The sequence below is a fragment of the Stenotrophomonas sp. SI-NJAU-1 genome, assembly GCF_020883215.1.
Lineage (GTDB): Bacteria > Pseudomonadota > Gammaproteobacteria > Xanthomonadales > Xanthomonadaceae > Stenotrophomonas > Stenotrophomonas indicatrix.
Genome location: NZ_CP086598.1, coordinates 3,939,494 through 3,955,726, shown reverse-complemented (window position 1 = coordinate 3,955,726; position 16,233 = coordinate 3,939,494). Strand labels below are relative to the sequence as shown.

Below are 16,233 nucleotides of genomic sequence, written 5' to 3'. Positions count from 1 at the left end.
CGCCAGGTACATCGCCGGGGTGGTGTGGACTCCGGCGAACGCAAGTGCTCAATGCACTTCGTCGTGGTACACGAACTTCGGCATTTCCCAGCGGTAGTGGATGGCCAGCAGACGCACGGCGAAACCACCGCCCAGGCAGCACAGGATCGCCGTGGCATCGGCCACGCCCCAGTGCAGCAACATCAGATACACCGCACCGGTCAGCAGCGAGATGATCGCGTACAGCTCTTTCTGGAAGATCAACGGCACCTCGTTGCAGAGGATGTCGCGCAGCACGCCGCCGAACGCGCCGGTGAGCATGCCGGCGATCAGCACGATCGGCAGTGCATGGCCGGCCTCGCGCGCGATCGAGCAGCCGATCAGGGTGAAGGCGATCAGGCCCAGGCCATCGAGCACCAGGAAGGTGCGGCGGAAGTGGTGCATCCAGCGCGCCACCCAGGTGGCGATCAGTGCGGCGCACACAGTGAAGCCGAGGTACTCAGGGTGTTTCACCCAGCCCAGCGGATAGTGGCCAAGCAGGATGTCGCGCAGCGAGCCGCCGCCGAGGGCAGTGACACAGGCGATCATGACCACGCCGAACAGGTCCATGCGGCGGCGGCCGGCAGACAGGGCGCCGGTCATGGCTTCGGCGGAAATGGCGATCAGGTAGATGATGGACAGCAGCATGGGACAGGCTCCGGGCGCGGTGGGGCCGGCCATGCGCATATACCGCCACTGCCTGCGCAATGACGGGATGACGATGACCGGTGCCGCTCCCGCTGTCCTTTTGCCTGAGAGTTCAGCGGCGTGAGCCGCGTGCCCCTTCGGCGGATCGTCCCGGGCGTGCCCGGTGACCTCTCTCCAGCTCGGCGAGTCGAATGCATGGTTGGTGGGATTCCAGCCCACCGGCCTGAGCGATCATGGGAGCCTGCGCCTTCGGCGGGCGCCAGCGCGGCGCCTCTCTCCTGCATTCGGTCGCCAGTATATCCGCTGCAGTGCAGCACGGCATAATCCGGCAATGGTTTCGCCCTCCCGCCCGTGGTTCCTGTACCTGCTCGAATGCCGCGACGGCAGCTATTACGCCGGCATCAGCACCGACGTGCAGGCCCGCTTTGCTGCCCACCAGGCCGGCAAGGGGGCCCGCTACACCCGGTCGCGGCCGCCACTGCGGGTCCTGGCGGTGCGTGAGTACCCGGACCGGGCAGCGGCCTCGCGTGCCGAATGGGAGCTCAAGCGGCAGCCGCGCGAACGCAAACTGGCGTGGCTGTTGCAGTAGATCCACGCCATGCGTGGATGGGGCGCATCCGGCCATGCCATGATCGCCCAGCCCTCAGCGCTGGAGACCCGGATGTCCACCGTTGCCCTGTTGTTCGCACTTTCCGCAGCAGCAAGCCCTGCCGCCGACGCCGCCACGATCGCCGCCATCGATGCCACCTGCCATGACTACGTGGATGGCCAGCTGGAGGCCGACCCGCTGCGCGTCGCCCGTTCCCTGCATCCGGATCTGGCCAAGCGCGCGGTGCTCGGTGATACACCGGACGAGCGCCTGGGCCTGCGCCGGATGTCGAAGGAAGAGCTGGTTGCGTTGACGAAGCAGGGCGCGTTGAAGACCCCGAAAGATCAATGGGATCGCCGCTGCACGGTGCTGGACGTGACCGGCAACGTCGCATCGGTGCGGCTGGAAACCCCGTGGTTCGTCGACTACTTCCACATGGGCCGCTTCGAGCAGCGCTGGGTCATCGTCAACGCGCTGTGGTACCCGAAGCCGAAGTAGACCCACGCCACGCGTGGTCGCGCTCCATGCAGTCTGCGCAGGGATTCATCCACGCATGGCGTGGATCTACCGCTTCGGTCGCCGGTCTTCGCGGTCATCGCCGAAGATGATCCGCGCGCTGCGCTGGTAGCTCCAGTACGCCACCGCCCAGTTCAACAGCACCACGACGCGGTTGCGGAACCCGATCAGGAAGAACACGTGCGCGGCCAGCCAGAACCACCAGGCCAGCACGCCGGACAGCTGCAGCTTGCCCAAGTGCACGATCGCGGCCATGCGGCCGATGGTGGCCAGGTTGCCGAAGTCGGCGTACTTGAACGGCCCGGGTGCTGCCTTGCCATGCAGGCGCGCGCGAATCACGTCCGCCACGTACTTGCCCATCTGCTTGGCGGCAGGCGCAACGCCCGGTACCGGCTTGCCGTTGGCCTGGTTCAGCGCAGCAAGGTCGCCGGCCACGAACAGTTCCGGGTGACCAGGCAGGGTCAGGTCGGGCTGCACCTGCACGCGACCGGCACGGTCCAGCGGCACGTCCAGCGTGCGCGCCAGCGGTGAGGCAGCCACGCCTGCGGCCCAGACCACGGTGCGCGCGGGCACGAACTGGTCGCCCAGCTTGAAGCCCTGCCCATCGATGTGGCTCACCGGCGTGCCGGTCATCACTTCCACGCCCAGCTTTTCCAGCTGCCGCCGCGCCTTCAGCGAAAGCACTTCGGGGAAGGTGGACAACACGCGCGGGCCGGCCTCGACCAGCCGTACCTTGGCGCTGGCCGGATCGATGTGGCGGAATTCATTGCGCAGCGTATGCCGGGCGATTTCCGCGAGGGTGCCGGCCAGCTCGACCCCGGTCGGGCCCCCTCCCACCACGGCAAAGCTCAGCCATGCCGCCTTCTTCTCCGGGTCCGGTTCGGCTTCGGCGCGTTCGAACGCCAGCAGCAGTTTGCGGCGCAGGGCGATGGCATCGTCCAGGGTTTTCAGGCCTGGCGCATCGTCGGCCCATTCGTCGTGGCCGAAATAGGCGTGGGTGGCGCCGGTGGCCAGCAGCAGGCTGTCGTAGTCCAGCGTGCTGCCATCGGCCATGCGTACCTGGCGGTCCTGCTTGTCGATGGCCACCACTTCGCCCAGCCGCACCTCCACGTTGCGCTGGTGGCCGAGGATGTGGCGCAGCGGTGCGGCGATATCCGGAGCCGACAGCCCAGCGGTGGCCACCTGGTAAAGCAGCGGCTGGAACAGGTGGTGGTTGCGACGGTCGACCAGGGTGATGCGTATGCGTTCGCGGGCCAGCGCACGGGTGGCCCACAGGCCGGCGAAACCGCCGCCGACAACGACCAGGTGGGGGACGCGATCACGACTCATCGACTCACTCCAGGGGGGCATGGGGGAAGTGCCTGGCATCTTCGCACGGCCGCTCCTTGTCACGTCAGCGTGCATCGGGATCGGCGATACTCGGGTTCAGGCAACTGCCCGTGAGGAGTCCATGAGCGAACCGGAAAAGCGCATCGCCCTGTTGATCGACGCCGACAATGCACCGGCCTCGAAGATCGACGAAGTCCTGGCCGAGGTCGCTCGCTACGGTGTGGCCAACGTCCGCCGTGCCTACGGCAACTGGAAGAGCCCACGACTGAAGGGCTGGGAAGCGGTGCTGCACGAGTACGCGATCCGCCCGATCCAGCAGTTCGCCTACAGCAAGGGCAAGAACGCGTCGGACATGGCGATGGTGATCGACGCGATGGATCTGCTGTACGCGCGAAACCTCGATGGTTTCGCGATCGTGTCCAGCGATGCCGACTTCACTCCGATGGTGATGCGCCTGCTGACCGATGGCGTGAAGGTGTATGGCTTCGGCGAAAAGAAAACGCCGGAACCCTTCGTCAACGCATGCTCGAAGTTCACCTACCTCGAAGCGTTGGGCCAGACCCACGCCAGCGTGCAGGATGTGGAGCAGGCAGCGAACGAACAATCATCGAACGGACAGGCGCCCGGTGAGCAGGCCACCAGCGATGATGCGCGCCCACGCAAGAGCGGGGCGGAAATGCGCAGCGACACGCGTCTGGTGAAGATGCTGCGCCGTGCGGTGTCCTCGGCAGAAGGCGAGGATGGCTGGTCGCACCTGGGTCCGGTCGGCAGCCAGATCGGCAACCAGGCCTCGTTCGACCCGCGCAACTATGGTTACGGCAAACTCAGTGACCTGCTGGCGGCGATCGGTTTGTTCGAGCTGAAGAAGGACGGTAAATCCTCCTACGTACGCGCGCTGCCGAAGAAGAACCGGTAGCGCCGGGCGTTGCCCGGCGTGTGCCGGTGGCGCAGCACTGCGGAAGACACGGTGAGGCTACAGCGTACGTGCGCTGGAGCCGGCGTAGCCTTCCGCAAATCCGTTGGCGAAGTCTTCAACGCCATTGAAGGCCAGCAGCAGTATGCCGGCGCACAGCAGCATGTTGCGGTTCGAGCGCCGGTACCCGAGCACCAGCATCCCCAGTCCTGCTGCCAGAAGCGTGTAGTTCACTGCATCCCATGCGGTCATGTCGTCTCTCCCTGTGGATGGGCGTATCGTAGCGGCTCCGCGCCATCGCGGCGCACTGCTGCACGCAAGGAAACCCGCATGTTGAAGATCTGGGGCCGCCGCAATTCCAGCAACGTCCGCAAGGTGCTGTGGTGCGCCGAGGAAATCGGCCTGCCGTACGAGTCCATTGAAGTGGGTGGCAGCCACGGTGGCACGCAGTCGCCGGAGTACGTGGCGATGAACCCGAACGGCCTGGTGCCGGTGATCGAAGACCACGGCCTGCCGCTGTGGGAGTCGAACACCATCGTGCGCTACCTCAGTGCGCGCTATTCGCTGGGCACGCTGTATGCCGAAGATCCGATGGAGCGCGCCCAGGCCGAAAAGTGGATGGACTGGAGCACCTCGCGGATGGCGCCGCTGTACTCCGAACTGATCTGGGGCATCATGCGCACCGCACCGGCCGACCGCGATGAGGCACGCATCAATGCGGCGATCGTGCGCGCCGGTGATTTCCTGGCGCTGCCCAACGCAACCCTGGCCAAGCAGCCGTGGCTGTCGGGCGACACGTTCGCCATGGGTGACATCGCGCTGGGCTCGTTGATCTACGCCTGGTTCGAACTGCCGATCCAGCGCCCGGACCTGCCGCACCTGGCCGAGTGGTATGCACGCCTGCGCGAACGCCCGGCGTACCAGCGCGGCGTGATGTCACCGATGACGTAAGCGAAGGGGCGACGTTCGGGGTCAGAGCCCTTTTCTGCGGAAAGGGATCCGACCCCGGCGCATTGCCCTCAATACAGATCCGTCGGATCCACATCCAGCGACCAGCGCACCTTGCGTGCCTCCGGCAGCGCGTACAACTGCGGCACCAGCTGTGCCAGTACCCCATGCAGCGGCGGCCGCTGTGCCGCCGACAGCAGCAGCTGCGTGCGCTGATAACCGGCACGGCGTGGCATCGGCGCCGGCATCGGCCCGTAGGCCTCCACCATGTCCTGTTCACCCAGCAGTTTCCGCGCAGCGAGCAGGAAGGCGTTGGCATGCTCGACCTGCTGTGCTTCGGCACGCATCAATGCCAAGTGCGCGAAGGGCGGGAACCCGGCTGCCTGGCGCTGGTTGAGTTCGGCCTGCGCGAACGGGTGGTAGCCACCGTTGACCAGCGTCTCCAGCAGCGGATGGCCTGGATGATGGGTCTGCAGCCACACTTCACCCGGATCGCGCGCGCGACCGGCGCGGCCGGCTACCTGGATCAGCTGCTGCGCCAGTTTTTCGCTGGCGCGGAAATCGGCCGAGAACAGCCCTTCGTCGATGCCCACCACCACCACCAGCGTCAGCTTGGGCAGGTCGTGGCCCTTGGCCAGGATCTGCGTGCCGACCAGGATGCCGGGCGCGTCGCCGAGCTTGGCCAGCTGCTGCTCCAGCGCATCACGACGGGCGGTGGTGCCACGATCGATGCGCACCACCGGAAAATCGGCGAAGGCACTGACCAGATGTTCTTCCAGCCGCTCGGTGCCGATGCCCTGTGGCTGCAGGGCCAGGCTGCCGCAGGCCGGGCAGGCCAGTGGTGCCGGCTGCCGCGCACCGCAGTGATGGCATTGCAGGCGACGGCCACCGCCATGCACGGTCATCGGTGCATCGCAGCGGCTGCAGGGTGCGGTCCAGCCGCAGTCGTGGCACAGCAGCACCGGCGCATAGCCGCGGCGGTTCTTGAACACCAGCACCTGCTGGCCACGCTGCAGGTGTTCGCCGATGCCGGCCAGCACGTCGGCGGAAAGGCCATCGCGCAGCGGACGCTTGCGGACGTCGAGGATGCGCACGCGCGGCGGTCGGGCATCACCGGCGCGCTGTTTCAGGCGCAGGTGCGCATAGCGGCCGGCATAGGCGTTGTGCAGCGTTTCCAATGACGGCGTGGCGCTGCCCAGCAGCACCGGAATGCCCTGCGCCTTGGCCCGCACCAGAGCGAAATCACGTGCGTGGTAGCGGATGCCGTCCTGCTGCTTGTAGCTGCCGTCATGCTCTTCGTCCACGATCAGCAGGCCAGGTTGCGGCAGCGGGATGAACACCGCCGAGCGCGTGCCGACGATCACCCGTGCTTCGCCGCGCGAGGCCGCAGCCCAGACCCGCGCGCGTTCGTTGTCGGTCAGCCCCGAGTGCAAGGCATGCACGGCGATGCCGAGACGGCCGCGGAAGCGCGCCAGGGTCTGCGGGGTCAGGCCGATCTCGGGCACCAGCACCAGCGCCTGCCTGCCCTGCGCCAGGCAATGGATGATGGCCTGCAGGTAGACCTCGGTCTTGCCGCTGCCGGTCACCCCGTCCAGCAGGAATGCCTGGAAGCTCTCGGCGGCGGTGATTGCGGCCACCGCTTCGGCCTGCTCCGCATTGAGGGTGGGGCCGGGCAGGGGCTGGGCGTGCTGCGGCGCCACGCTCAGGGCGATGCGTTCGGCCAGGCCGCGCTTGCCCAGGCTGCGTGCGGCCACCCGCCAATCCTGCATGCGCGCGGACAGGACATCTTCGTCCACCACCGCTTCGGCCAGCAGCTCGGCCAATTGCCGCGGTCGGCTGCCGGCGCGCAGCTTCTCGCGCTGGGCATGGCCTTCGGTTGTCAGCTGCCAGCCCCAGTGATGGGTGTCGGGCAGCGGTTCGCCATGCCGCAGCGGGCCGGGCAGGGCGGTGCTCAGTACTTCGCCCAAGGGGGCGTGGGTGTAGCGGGCCAGCCACTGCAGGCTCTGCCACAACTCGCCCTGCAGCAGCGGTGTGGTGTCACACCAGGCCAGTGCCTGGCGCAGGCCCTGGCTGTCCTCGGTTTGCCCGTGGCCTGCCACCACGCCGATCAGTTCGCGGTTGCCGAACGGCACCTTCAGCCGGCAGCCGACCTCTACCGTCGGGCCTTCGCCCTGCGGTGGCAGGTAGTCGAACAGGCGCGGCAAGGGCACGGGCAGGGCGACCTGCAGGGTCGGGACAGGGCCGGATTCAGGGGCGAGCATCGGGTCAGTGTAACGGCCCGTGCAAGGGCGCATGGCAGTGGCAGATGCGACTGGCCTGCCCTCCGGCGAATCATAAATGTCACCTAAATATCGGTGTCTATTGGAGATTCAGTCTTATCCACATCTTCTGTGGATAAGTCTGTGCGTTAGCGGCTCGTGGCGCCGCATGAGGCCGATGGCGACGGCCTCACGCTTTGGTTGGTCAAAAAATAGCCACACTTTAAATTCAATTTAAATCAACAACTTAAGTGTGAAACATTGCTGAAACAGGGTGAATTCAGCCATTCACGCAGGAATCGCCCGGTTCCCGCGTGGTGCTGTGCACAACCTGCAGCAGAAAGCGTCTGCAATCGCAAGTCCTGCCGGGCAGCGATGGGCTGCCGCTATCATGCCGGCAGACCTTTGGAGTGACCGATGACGGCTGTGCCCGCCCCTGTTTCCTCGACCGCGGCCGGCGCGCTGTCGGCATTTCTGCGTGGCGTCGAACGCCGTGCCCTGGTCGTGGCCGAGCTGCAGTGCGGTGACCCCGCCCGTGCCGAACAGACGCTGGTGGCGGTGATGCGCGCCTTCGCCGCGGTCGCCAGCGACCTGCCGATGGCGCAGTGGCCCAGCCGCTTCTGGACCCTGCTGGGCCAGCGCCAGGCGCTGCGCGAGCCGGCCACCGGTCAGTGGCCACCGTCATTGGCAGCGCTGGGCGAGATGGCACCCTTGCCGCGGCTGGCCTTGCTGCTGCGGGTGGGGGGCAGCCTGGACGAGGGCATCGCCACCCGCGTTCTGGATGTCGACGAAGAAGGCTATCAGCGCCTGTTGGCCGCGGCCTGCCCACGCGATGCCGATGGCCAGCCCGACGCCGCTGCATGGCGCGCTCTGGCCGAACAGGTGCAGCTGCGTGTCCGCGACCTGCCGGCCAAGCGCCTGCAGCAGCTGCAGCAACCGTCCGCGCCAGCGGCCAACAACCAGGCGCCTGCGTCCAGCTGGCGCGCACCGCCGCGCGACGAACGCGCATCTGCAAGCGGCAAGCGTCGCCGCCCCAATGCCAAGCCGCGCTGGCGTGGCCCGCTGATCCTGTTGATCACCGTGGCAGTGCTGCTGCTGGCTGCGTTGGGCTGGCGCCATTGGCAGGGCCGTGCGCTGACTGCCGATGGCCCCCTGCCCGAAGGCGTGGTCGGCGAGGCCGGGCCAGTCACCGTCGAGGAGTTGCCAGCCAGCGATGTCCGCCCCGCTGCGGGCGGCGATGCGCAGGCCAGCGAAGATGCCGCGATGCTGGCCGACCGCGATTACCCGCTGCTGGCCGAGGCCGACATGCATGCCTGGAGTGCCGCCGGTGGCCCGTTGCCGGTGGACGAGTCACAACCCAAGCCGACCCGTCCGGAACCGGTCGGCGCAGCGCTGGAAACCTCTGCTGCCGATGAATAAGCTCCTCTTCGCCGGCCTGCTGCTGGCCCTGCCGCTGTCGCTGGCGGCCGCTCCGCAATCAGTGAACGTGCCGCTGCCCGCACCGTCGGCAACACCATCGGCCGCGCCCACTGCGGCGCCCACTGCCGCGGCGGCATTCGCGCAACTCGATCCCGCCCAGCAACGCCAGCGCCGCAGCGACTACGCCGCATGGCGGGCCCTGCCGGAGGGTGAGCGCGAACGCATCCGCCAGGCCGCCGCCCGCTTCGCCGCGTTGCCGGCCGACCAGCAGCAACGCCTGCGCGCGCAGTTCCAGGCACAGGACCAGGCCTTCCGCGAAGGCTGGCGGCTGGGCCCGCAACTGGGCGCCGAGTTCCCCAAGCTGCACGGCCTGTTCGGCTTCGTACCGCCGCAACAGCGCGACGCCGTGCTTGCTGTGCTGCGCCAGCTGAGTCCGTCGCAGTTGGCGCAGCTGGCCCTGGTCGCCCAGCGCACGCCGCCGCAGGAACGCGACAGCGTACGCAGCGCATTCCTGACGGTCCCCGCCGCCGAACGCGACACCTGGCTCAGGCACCAGGCCGGCCAATAAGCGAAAAGGGGACGGAGGGAATTAAGTCGTTTTTGGCTCGACTGTGCCGGATACGACTTAATTCCCTCCGTCCCCTTTATGGGGCAGTCATGGGAATGACCGCCCGGCGCGCGTAAGATGGCCGGCCGCAACCCGGTGCCTGTGCCCTTCGCGCGCAACCGTAGTTCGCGTCAAGCACCTTATGTCTACTGCAACCTCCACGCCGCGCTTCAGCAAGGAAGTCGGCGCTACCGGTCTGCTTGCCCTGCCGCTTGTGCTCGGGCACGTCTCCACCGGTCTGATCTCCTTCGTCGACAACGTGATTGCCGGCCACCATGCGACCTCCACCCTGGCCGCAGTGACCATCGGCACTGCGCTGCTGTGGCTGCCGATGCTGATCCCGATCGGCACGCTGATCTCCCTCACCGCCTCGGTGTCGCAGCTGCATGGCGCCGGCCGTGAGCGCGAGATCGGCCCGCTGTTCCGGCAGGCGCTGTGGCTGGCGCTGGGCCTGGGCCTGATCATGTTCACCTTCCTCACCGTGGTGCCGCCGCTGCTGCCGGCCTTCGGCATCGCCCCGGACATCGTGCCCGGTGCAACGGCCTTCCTGCATGCGGTGCGCTGGGGTGGCCCGGCGCTGACGCTGTACTTCTGCATGCGCTATCTCAGTGAAGGCATGCATTGGACGCTGCCGACCATGCTGCTCGGTTTTGGTGGCCTGCTGGTGCTCGCGCCGATGGGGTACGTGCTGGCCAACGGCAAGCTGGGCTTCCCGGAAATGGGCGCTGAAGGCCTGGGCATCGCCTCGGCGGTGATGATGTGGCTGCAGGCGATCGCCTTCGGTACCTACCTGTGGTTCACCAAGCGCTTTGCCCACCTGCAGCTGTTCTCGCACTTCGAGGGTCCGCGCTGGAAAGCGATCTGGGACCTGCTGCGCACCGGCCTGCCGATCGGCATCACCGTGCTGATGGAAGGTGGCCTGTTCATCGTCACCGCATTGCTGATCGGTCGCCTGGGTGCCAATGAAGCAGCCGCGCACCAGATCGCGATCAACGTGGCGCAGCTGTGCTTCATGATCCCGATGGGCGTGGCCGAGGCGACCACCGTGCGGGTCGGCCATGCGGTTGGCCGTGGCGATGGCTTCGGCGTGCGTCGTGCGGCGTGGGCCGGCTACGCGATCATCATGGGTACGCAGACGCTGTCGGCGGCGGCACTGCTGTTCGGCCACGACGCCATCGTCGGCGTCTACACCAACGACCTGGCCGTGGCCGGGCTGGCCTCGACCCTGCTGCTGTACGCGGCCACCTTCCAGTTCCCCGATGGCATCCAGGTGCTGTCGGCCGGCGCGCTGCGCGGCCTGAAGGACACCCGCGTGCCGATGTTCATCGCCATGTTCGCCTACTGGGGCCTGGGCATGCCGCTGGGCGCCGGCCTGGGCCTTGGGCTGGGCATGGGGCCGCAGGGCATGTGGATCGGCCTGATCGTCGGCCTGACCGCCGCCGCCATCCTGATGGGCTGGCGCCTGGGCCGCAGCAGCAAACGCATTGGCCAGTCCACGCTGGCCTGACATCACGCCGGTCCCGGGCAACCGTGACTGGCGATCCCCTGACTTGTGTCCGATGCTGCCTCACGCGGCACCGGCTATGCTGTTACCACGGCAAGAAGCCATCCGGAGTGCTCCATGAACCAACCCGTGCCGCCGCTGCCCCCGGCGAACCGCAATCCTGTCGCCAGCTTCTTCATCGGGCTGTGGGACGTGATGAATTTCACCCGCCGGTTGATCCTCAACCTGGTGTTCTTCGGCCTGTTGCTGCTGGTGCTGGTGATGTTCATCGTCGCTGCGGGCATGGGCGCAGGTGCCAGCAAGGCGCTGCAGGACCGCACCACTCTGGTGATCGCGCCGGAAGGCCGCCTGGTCGAGCAGTACAGTGCCGATCCGGTCAGCCGCGCGCTGGCCAAGGCCGTCGGTGACAACGGTGCCGAGGAAGTGCAGCTGCGCGATCTGATCCGGGTGATCGAGAGCGCGCGCGATGACAAGAAGATCGAGCGGGTGGTGCTGGAACTGGACAAGCTGCAGCCGTCCGGTTTCGCCTCGCTGCGCGAAGTGTCCGCCGCGCTGCAGGACCTGCGCGCTTCGGGCAAGCAGCTGGTGGCCTTCAGCGAGAGCATGGGGCAGTCGCAGTATCTGCTCGCCGCACAGGCCGACGAGGTCTACCTGGACCCCATGGGTTCGGTGGTGCTGGAAGGCCTGGGTCGCTACCGCCAGTATTTCCGCACCGGCCTGCAGGACAAGCTGGGCGTGGACGTGCACCTGTTCAAGGTGGGCGAGTACAAGTCGGCGGCCGAGCCGTACGTGCTCGACGCGGCGTCGCCGGCGTCCAAGGAAGCCGATCTGTTCTGGATGAACGATGTGTGGCAGCGCTACCTCGGCGATATCGCCAAGGCCCGCCGCCTGGATCCGGCACAGCTGGCGGCCGGTATCGACACCCTGCCTGAAGGCGTCGCTGCCGCCGGCGGTGACCTGGCCAAGTTCGCCCTGCAGCAGAAGCTGGTGACCGCGCTGAAGACCCGCGAGGAATTCGAGGATCTGATGATCGAGCGCGGCGTGGCTGACGAAGACGCTGACGGCGGCTTCCGCAACATCGATTTTGGCACCTATATGGCCCAGCTCGATGCGCGTCGCAACCCGGTTGATTCGCGTCCGCAGGTCGCCGTGGTGGTGGCCTCCGGTGAAATCAGCGGCGGCGATCTGCCGGCCGGCCGTATCGGCGGTGAATCGACTTCGGCGCTGCTGCGTGCGGCGCGCGACGATGACGACGTCAAGGCTGTGGTGCTGCGCGTGGACTCGCCGGGTGGCGAGGTCTACGCCTCCGAGCAGATCCGTCGCGAAGTGGTGGCCCTGCAGGCTGCGGGCAAGCCGGTGGTGGTGTCCATGGGCGACCTCGCTGCGTCCGGCGGCTACTGGATCAGCATGAACGCCGATCGCATCTATGCCGACCCGTCGACCATCACCGGTTCGATCGGCATCTTCGGCATGATCCCCAACTTCAGCCGTGCGCTGGACAAGTTCGGCGTGCACACCGACGGCGTCGGCACCACCCGTTTCGCCGGTGCCTTCGATGTCACCCGGCCGATGGACCCGGCGGTGGGCCAGGTCATCCAGTCGGTGATCAACAAGGGCTATGCCGATTTCACCGGCCGTGTCGCCGAGGCCCGCAAGAAGCCGGTCGAGGCGATTGACGAAGTGGCCCGTGGGCGTGTCTGGAGCGGTGCGCAGGCCAAGGAGCGCGGTCTGGTCGATGCCTTCGGTGGCCTGAAGGACGCCGTGGCTGACGCCGCTGGCCGGGCCAAGCTGGGCGCGACCGACAAGTACCGTGTGCGCTACATCGAGAAGGCGGCCACGCCGTTCGCGCAGTTCGTCAGCGGCTTCGCTGGCAGCCGCGCCGGCGCCTGGATGCTGGCCGATTCCGGCGTGGGCCGGATGATGCTGGCGCGGACGATGCCGGAAATCGATACGCAGCTGCGCTTTGTTGAAAATGCGGCTCGCGAGAAGGGCAACGGAGCACCGGTGAAGTCGCTGGCGTATTGCTTCTGCGGGTTCTGATGGCCCATCCACGCATGGCGTGGAACTACCGGGGATGTCCACGCATGGCGTGGATCTACTGGGGATGTTCACGCATGGCGTGGATCTACTGGGGATGTTCACGCATGGCGTGGACCAGCTGAACGCACGACGCCCGGCCTTGGCCGGGCGTTGTCATATGCGGGCATCTACTGCGCGTCGGCCTCTGCCTTGCGCCCGCGTTCGGCCGTCTCGTCCAGGGTCTTCTGCACGGCCTTTGCGCGGTCCAGCGGTTGATTGATCGCCTTGGCCACCGCCTGCGGTTGCGGTGGTCGTTCGGGATTGGGCGGTGCAGGGCGCTGGCACCCGGCCAGCGCGACGGCCGACAGCAGGACGGGAATCAGGACGCGCATGGCAGCTCTCCACGAGGGACGTGCAGCCAGTGTCGCATCCCGGGCGGCGGACGGTCGTGAGCGCGTATCCTTGCCGCATCGAAACACAGTGGGCGCGGCCCCGGAGGACATATGACCCAGCAACGGTGGCGCCTGGATGGGCAGACGGCCCTGATCACCGGTGCCAGCGCCGGTATCGGCCTGGCGATCGCGCATGAACTGGCGGGTCTCGGCGCCGACCTGATGATCGTCGGCCGCGACCTGGACATGCTCGAGAGTGCCCGCGACGAACTGCTGGATGTGTATCCGCAGCACCAGGTGCACGCATTGGCGGCTGATGTGTCCGACGACGAAGACCGCCGGCAGATCCTGGACTGGGTCGAGGACCACGCCGACGGCCTGCACATCCTGGTCAACAATGCCGGTGGCAACATCACCAAGCCCGCCACGGAATATTCCGAAGACGAGTGGCGCGGCATTTTCGAGACCAATCTGTTCTCGGCGTTCGAGCTGTCGCGCTATGCGCATCCGTTGCTCGCGCGCCACGCTTCATCGGCCATCGTCAACGTCGGCAGCGTGTCCGGCCTGACCCATGTGCGCAGCGGCGTGGTCTATGGCATGACCAAGGCGGCGATGCACCAGATGACCCGCAACCTCGCGGTGGAGTGGGCCGAGGACGGCATCCGGGTCAATGCAGTAGCGCCGTGGTACATCCGGACCCGTCGCACGTCCGGCCCGCTGTCCGATACCGACTACTACGAGGAGGTGATCGGACGCACGCCGATGCGGCGCATCGGTGAGCCGGAGGAAGTGGCCTCGGCCGTGGGTTTCCTGTGCCTGCCGGCATCGAGCTATGTCACCGGCGAATGCATCGCGGTGGATGGCGGCTTCCTGCGTTACGGGTTCTGACGGGACCACCCGCTGCGGATGGAGGCATCCACGGCGGGCGTGGATGCTCTACTTCGGTACAGGGCAGTCGCTGGCTTCCAGCACGGCCTGCAGGCGTTCGCGTTCGCCGCGCGCTGCCGGTTGGTTTTCGGGCGCAGCAAAGCGCTCGCGACCGCGTGCATCGCGGAAGCGCTGCTGCCAGCTGCCGCAGCGCTGGGCTTCGGCCACTTCGGTGCAGCGGTCCCGGACCACCTCGCAGCTGGCGGCATTCACCGGTGTCGCCCCACCCAGGCCCTGCACGTTCAACAGTTCGCAGCGGCCTGGTGCAGCCTCGTACTCATGCAGGTACGAGCTTCCCTCGCTGCCTAGGCATTGATAGATCGCCGGCAGCGGTGGCTTTGACGGTGTGGTGCCATTCCCCGACGTGACGTCGCTCGAACGTAGCAGCACCGCGCTGTCGAGGATGGCGTCGCCGCCTTCGTGCTCGACCATGCGTGCTTCCATGATCGTTCGGCCCTCACGTGGCTGCGTCGCGGCAGGCGCGGCGGCGGGGTCCACGGAAGGCAGCGCTGCAGGCGGCGGAAGGGGGCGGTCCTGCACCGGCGCAGCGGGTACTGCGGCGGCTGGTGCAGGGACGCGCTGGATCTGCTGGCGGGTGCCGGCGGGGCAGGGGGTGCGCTGCAGCGTGGGAACATCGCTGCTGCCCATGCAGCGGTAGATCACCATGTCGTCGGCCAAGGCATTGCCGGGCAACAGGGCCACCGCCAGCCAGATCAGTCTTCTCATGCGAGCAGCCTACAGCGGTGGCACATGCCCGGGTAGTTGCCAACCTTGGTTGGCACCCGCAGTACCCATGCCGTGGTTGTTGTCCACCTTGGTTGGCACCGCTGTTTGCCAGCGCCCACCAAGGTGGGCATCTACCCAAGCGGGGCACAGCCCCCAGCGCAGGGCTCAGATGCCCCGGTAGTTGCCAACCTTGGTTGGCACACGCAATGCTCCTGTCGTGGTAGTTGCCAACCTTGGTTGGCACCGCTGTTTGCCAGCGCCCACCAAGGTGGGCATCTACCAAAGCGGGGCACAGCCCCCAGCGCAGGGCTCAGATGCCCCGGTAGTTGCCAACCTTGGTTGGCACACGCAATGCTCCTGTCGTGGTAGTTGCCAACCTTGGTTGGCACCGCTGTTGCCAGCGCCCACCAAGGTGGGCATCTACCAAAGCGGGGTACAGCCCCCAGCGCAGGGCTCAGATGCCCGGTAGTTGCCAACCTTGGTTGGCACACGCAATGCTCCTGTCGTGGTATTTGCCAACCTTGGTTGGCACCGCTGTTTGCCAGCGCCCACCAAGGTGGGCATCTACCAAAGCGGGGTACAGCCCCCAGCGCAGGGCTCAGATGCCCGGTAGTTGCCAACCTTGGTTGGCACCGCTGTTTGCCAGTGCCCACCAAGGTGGGCATCTACCAAAGAGAGGGTACCGCCCCCAAGCGCAGGGCTCAGCCGCCGCAGTCCTGCGCCAGCCGCGCGTCGATGCCACGCTGCTCCTTGCTGATCGCGGTGCGCTCGCTCTGCAGCGCGCTGTTGTAACGCCGGTCCAGTTCCCAGCGACGATCACGCAGGCGTGCGCACACTTCCTGCGGGGGCAGGGCGTGGCAGGTATCGCGCACCAGGATGTTGCCGGCAGGCACGTTGACACCGACGCCCACTGACGGCGGGCGATACACCGCAGGCCCGCCGCCGATGGGGGGACCGATGGTGTTGCCGCTGCCGGCCGGACGCGGCCCCGGATGCGGTCCGGGGTGCGCACCGCCAGGATGACCATGCGGGTACCAGACCGTGGTCCACAGCGGCACCCAGCGTGGATTCCCTTCGTTGTTGTCGCTGGTGTAACGGTCGCCGTCTTCACTCACGCATTCGTACATCGGCTGTGGCGGCTGGATGTAGACATGGCGCACCTCGCGCTCGCGCATCGCTGGCGTCTGCACCGGTGCGGGCGGCGCGGTGTCGGTGCTGACCACCCGTGGCGGCGGGTCGCGCGGCCGTTGCAGGTCACGCACTTGCTGGCGGCCGGCCGTGCAGGGCTTGTCCTGCAGCGCGACGGCACCATTGCTGCCGACGCAGCGGTAGACCCGCACGTCGTCGGCGGCAAGGGCCGGCAACGACAACAGCAGGGCCAGAGACAGGACAGGGCGCAGCAGGGTCATGGGCGCAGCGT

16 protein-coding genes and 2 riboswitches are annotated in these 16,233 nt (G+C 67.3%); of the genes, 9 read left to right on the top strand and 7 right to left on the bottom strand.

Annotated features, from left to right (window positions below; translation table 11 throughout):
- Nucleotides 1-48: 48 nt before the first annotated feature.
- The gene (locus tag LMF57_RS17980) at nt 49-666 is read right to left on the bottom strand and encodes a trimeric intracellular cation channel family protein (RefSeq protein WP_229290323.1); all 618 of its coding nucleotides are present in this window, start codon (nt 664-666) and stop codon (nt 49-51) included.
- An 84-nt stretch (nt 667-750) separates the two neighbouring features.
- A riboswitch (glycine riboswitch) is annotated at nt 751-854 on the bottom strand.
- A 13-nt stretch (nt 855-867) separates the two neighbouring features.
- Nucleotides 868-957, bottom strand: a riboswitch (glycine riboswitch).
- Nucleotides 958-997: 40 nt separating this feature from the next.
- Here LMF57_RS17980 and LMF57_RS17975 point away from each other — a divergent pair.
- Together LMF57_RS17975 and LMF57_RS17970 are read left to right on the top strand one after the other, a co-directional pair.
- A complete protein-coding gene (locus LMF57_RS17975) occupies nt 998-1,255 on the top strand; it encodes a GIY-YIG nuclease family protein (protein WP_032952084.1) in 258 nt (85 codons plus the stop codon).
- A gap of 72 nt (nt 1,256-1,327) precedes the next feature.
- A complete protein-coding gene (locus tag LMF57_RS17970; protein WP_229290322.1) occupies nt 1,328-1,753 on the top strand; it encodes a nuclear transport factor 2 family protein in 426 nt (141 codons plus the stop codon).
- 66 nt (nt 1,754-1,819) lie between these two features.
- Here the strand turns inward: LMF57_RS17970 and LMF57_RS17965 are convergent, their stop codons facing one another.
- Entirely contained in the window at nt 1,820-3,100 is a 1,281-nt protein-coding gene (locus tag LMF57_RS17965; protein ID WP_117311526.1) for an NAD(P)/FAD-dependent oxidoreductase, read from the bottom strand.
- Between the two features lie 121 nt (nt 3,101-3,221).
- On the opposite strand from LMF57_RS17965, the gene LMF57_RS17960 reads away from it, so the two are divergent.
- A complete protein-coding gene (locus tag LMF57_RS17960) occupies nt 3,222-4,016 on the top strand; it encodes an NYN domain-containing protein (protein ID WP_117311525.1) in 795 nt (264 codons plus the stop codon).
- 57 nt (nt 4,017-4,073) lie between these two features.
- Here LMF57_RS17960 and LMF57_RS17955 read toward each other — a convergent pair whose 3' ends face one another.
- Nucleotides 4,074-4,265 carry a hypothetical protein gene (locus LMF57_RS17955; RefSeq protein WP_229290321.1) on the bottom strand — a complete coding sequence of 64 codons (192 nt, stop codon included), beginning with the start codon at nt 4,263-4,265 and terminating at the stop codon, nt 4,074-4,076.
- A gap of 78 nt (nt 4,266-4,343) precedes the next feature.
- Here LMF57_RS17955 and LMF57_RS17950 point away from each other — a divergent pair, with 78 nt between their 5' ends.
- Nucleotides 4,344-4,964, top strand: coding sequence for a glutathione S-transferase family protein (locus LMF57_RS17950; protein ID WP_025879392.1), 621 nt, complete (start codon nt 4,344-4,346; stop codon nt 4,962-4,964).
- Nucleotides 4,965-5,032: 68 nt separating this feature from the next.
- Here the strand turns inward: LMF57_RS17950 and LMF57_RS17945 are convergent, their stop codons facing one another.
- Nucleotides 5,033-7,222 (bottom strand): primosomal protein N', encoded by a 2,190-nt coding sequence (locus LMF57_RS17945; RefSeq protein ID WP_162887704.1) that lies wholly within the window; start codon nt 7,220-7,222, stop codon nt 5,033-5,035.
- Between the two features lie 414 nt (nt 7,223-7,636).
- Between LMF57_RS17945 and LMF57_RS17940 the strand changes: the two genes are divergently transcribed.
- From LMF57_RS17940 to sppA, 4 genes are all read left to right on the top strand, one after another.
- Nucleotides 7,637-8,638 carry a hypothetical protein gene (locus LMF57_RS17940; RefSeq protein WP_117311522.1) on the top strand — a complete coding sequence of 334 codons (1,002 nt, stop codon included), beginning with the start codon at nt 7,637-7,639 and terminating at the stop codon, nt 8,636-8,638.
- Nucleotides 8,631-9,206, top strand: a complete 576-nt coding sequence (locus LMF57_RS17935) for a DUF3106 domain-containing protein (RefSeq protein WP_117311521.1) — start codon at nt 8,631-8,633, stop codon at nt 9,204-9,206. Before LMF57_RS17940 ends, LMF57_RS17935 begins: the two co-directional genes overlap by 8 nt.
- Nucleotides 9,207-9,387: 181 nt before the next feature.
- Entirely contained in the window at nt 9,388-10,752 is a 1,365-nt protein-coding gene (locus LMF57_RS17930; RefSeq protein ID WP_117311520.1) for an MATE family efflux transporter, read from the top strand.
- A gap of 114 nt (nt 10,753-10,866) precedes the next feature.
- On the top strand, nt 10,867-12,789 hold the full coding sequence (sppA, locus tag LMF57_RS17925) for a signal peptide peptidase SppA (protein WP_117311519.1): 1,923 nt from the start codon (nt 10,867-10,869) through the stop codon (nt 12,787-12,789).
- A gap of 167 nt (nt 12,790-12,956) precedes the next feature.
- On the opposite strand, the gene LMF57_RS17920 is transcribed toward sppA, so the two are convergent.
- The gene (locus LMF57_RS17920) at nt 12,957-13,160 is read right to left on the bottom strand and encodes a hypothetical protein (protein ID WP_117311518.1); all 204 of its coding nucleotides are present in this window, start codon (nt 13,158-13,160) and stop codon (nt 12,957-12,959) included.
- Between the two features lie 111 nt (nt 13,161-13,271).
- Between LMF57_RS17920 and LMF57_RS17915 the strand changes: the two genes are divergently transcribed.
- Entirely contained in the window at nt 13,272-14,048 is a 777-nt protein-coding gene (locus tag LMF57_RS17915; protein WP_025879399.1) for an SDR family oxidoreductase, read from the top strand.
- Between the two features lie 48 nt (nt 14,049-14,096).
- Here LMF57_RS17915 and LMF57_RS17910 read toward each other — a convergent pair whose 3' ends face one another.
- On the bottom strand, nt 14,097-14,813 hold the full coding sequence (locus LMF57_RS17910) for a hypothetical protein (protein ID WP_117311517.1): 717 nt from the start codon (nt 14,811-14,813) through the stop codon (nt 14,097-14,099).
- A 701-nt stretch (nt 14,814-15,514) separates the two neighbouring features.
- Nucleotides 15,515-16,222 carry a DUF4124 domain-containing protein gene (locus LMF57_RS17905; protein WP_117311516.1) on the bottom strand — a complete coding sequence of 236 codons (708 nt, stop codon included), beginning with the start codon at nt 16,220-16,222 and terminating at the stop codon, nt 15,515-15,517.
- Nucleotides 16,223-16,233 lie beyond the last annotated feature (11 nt).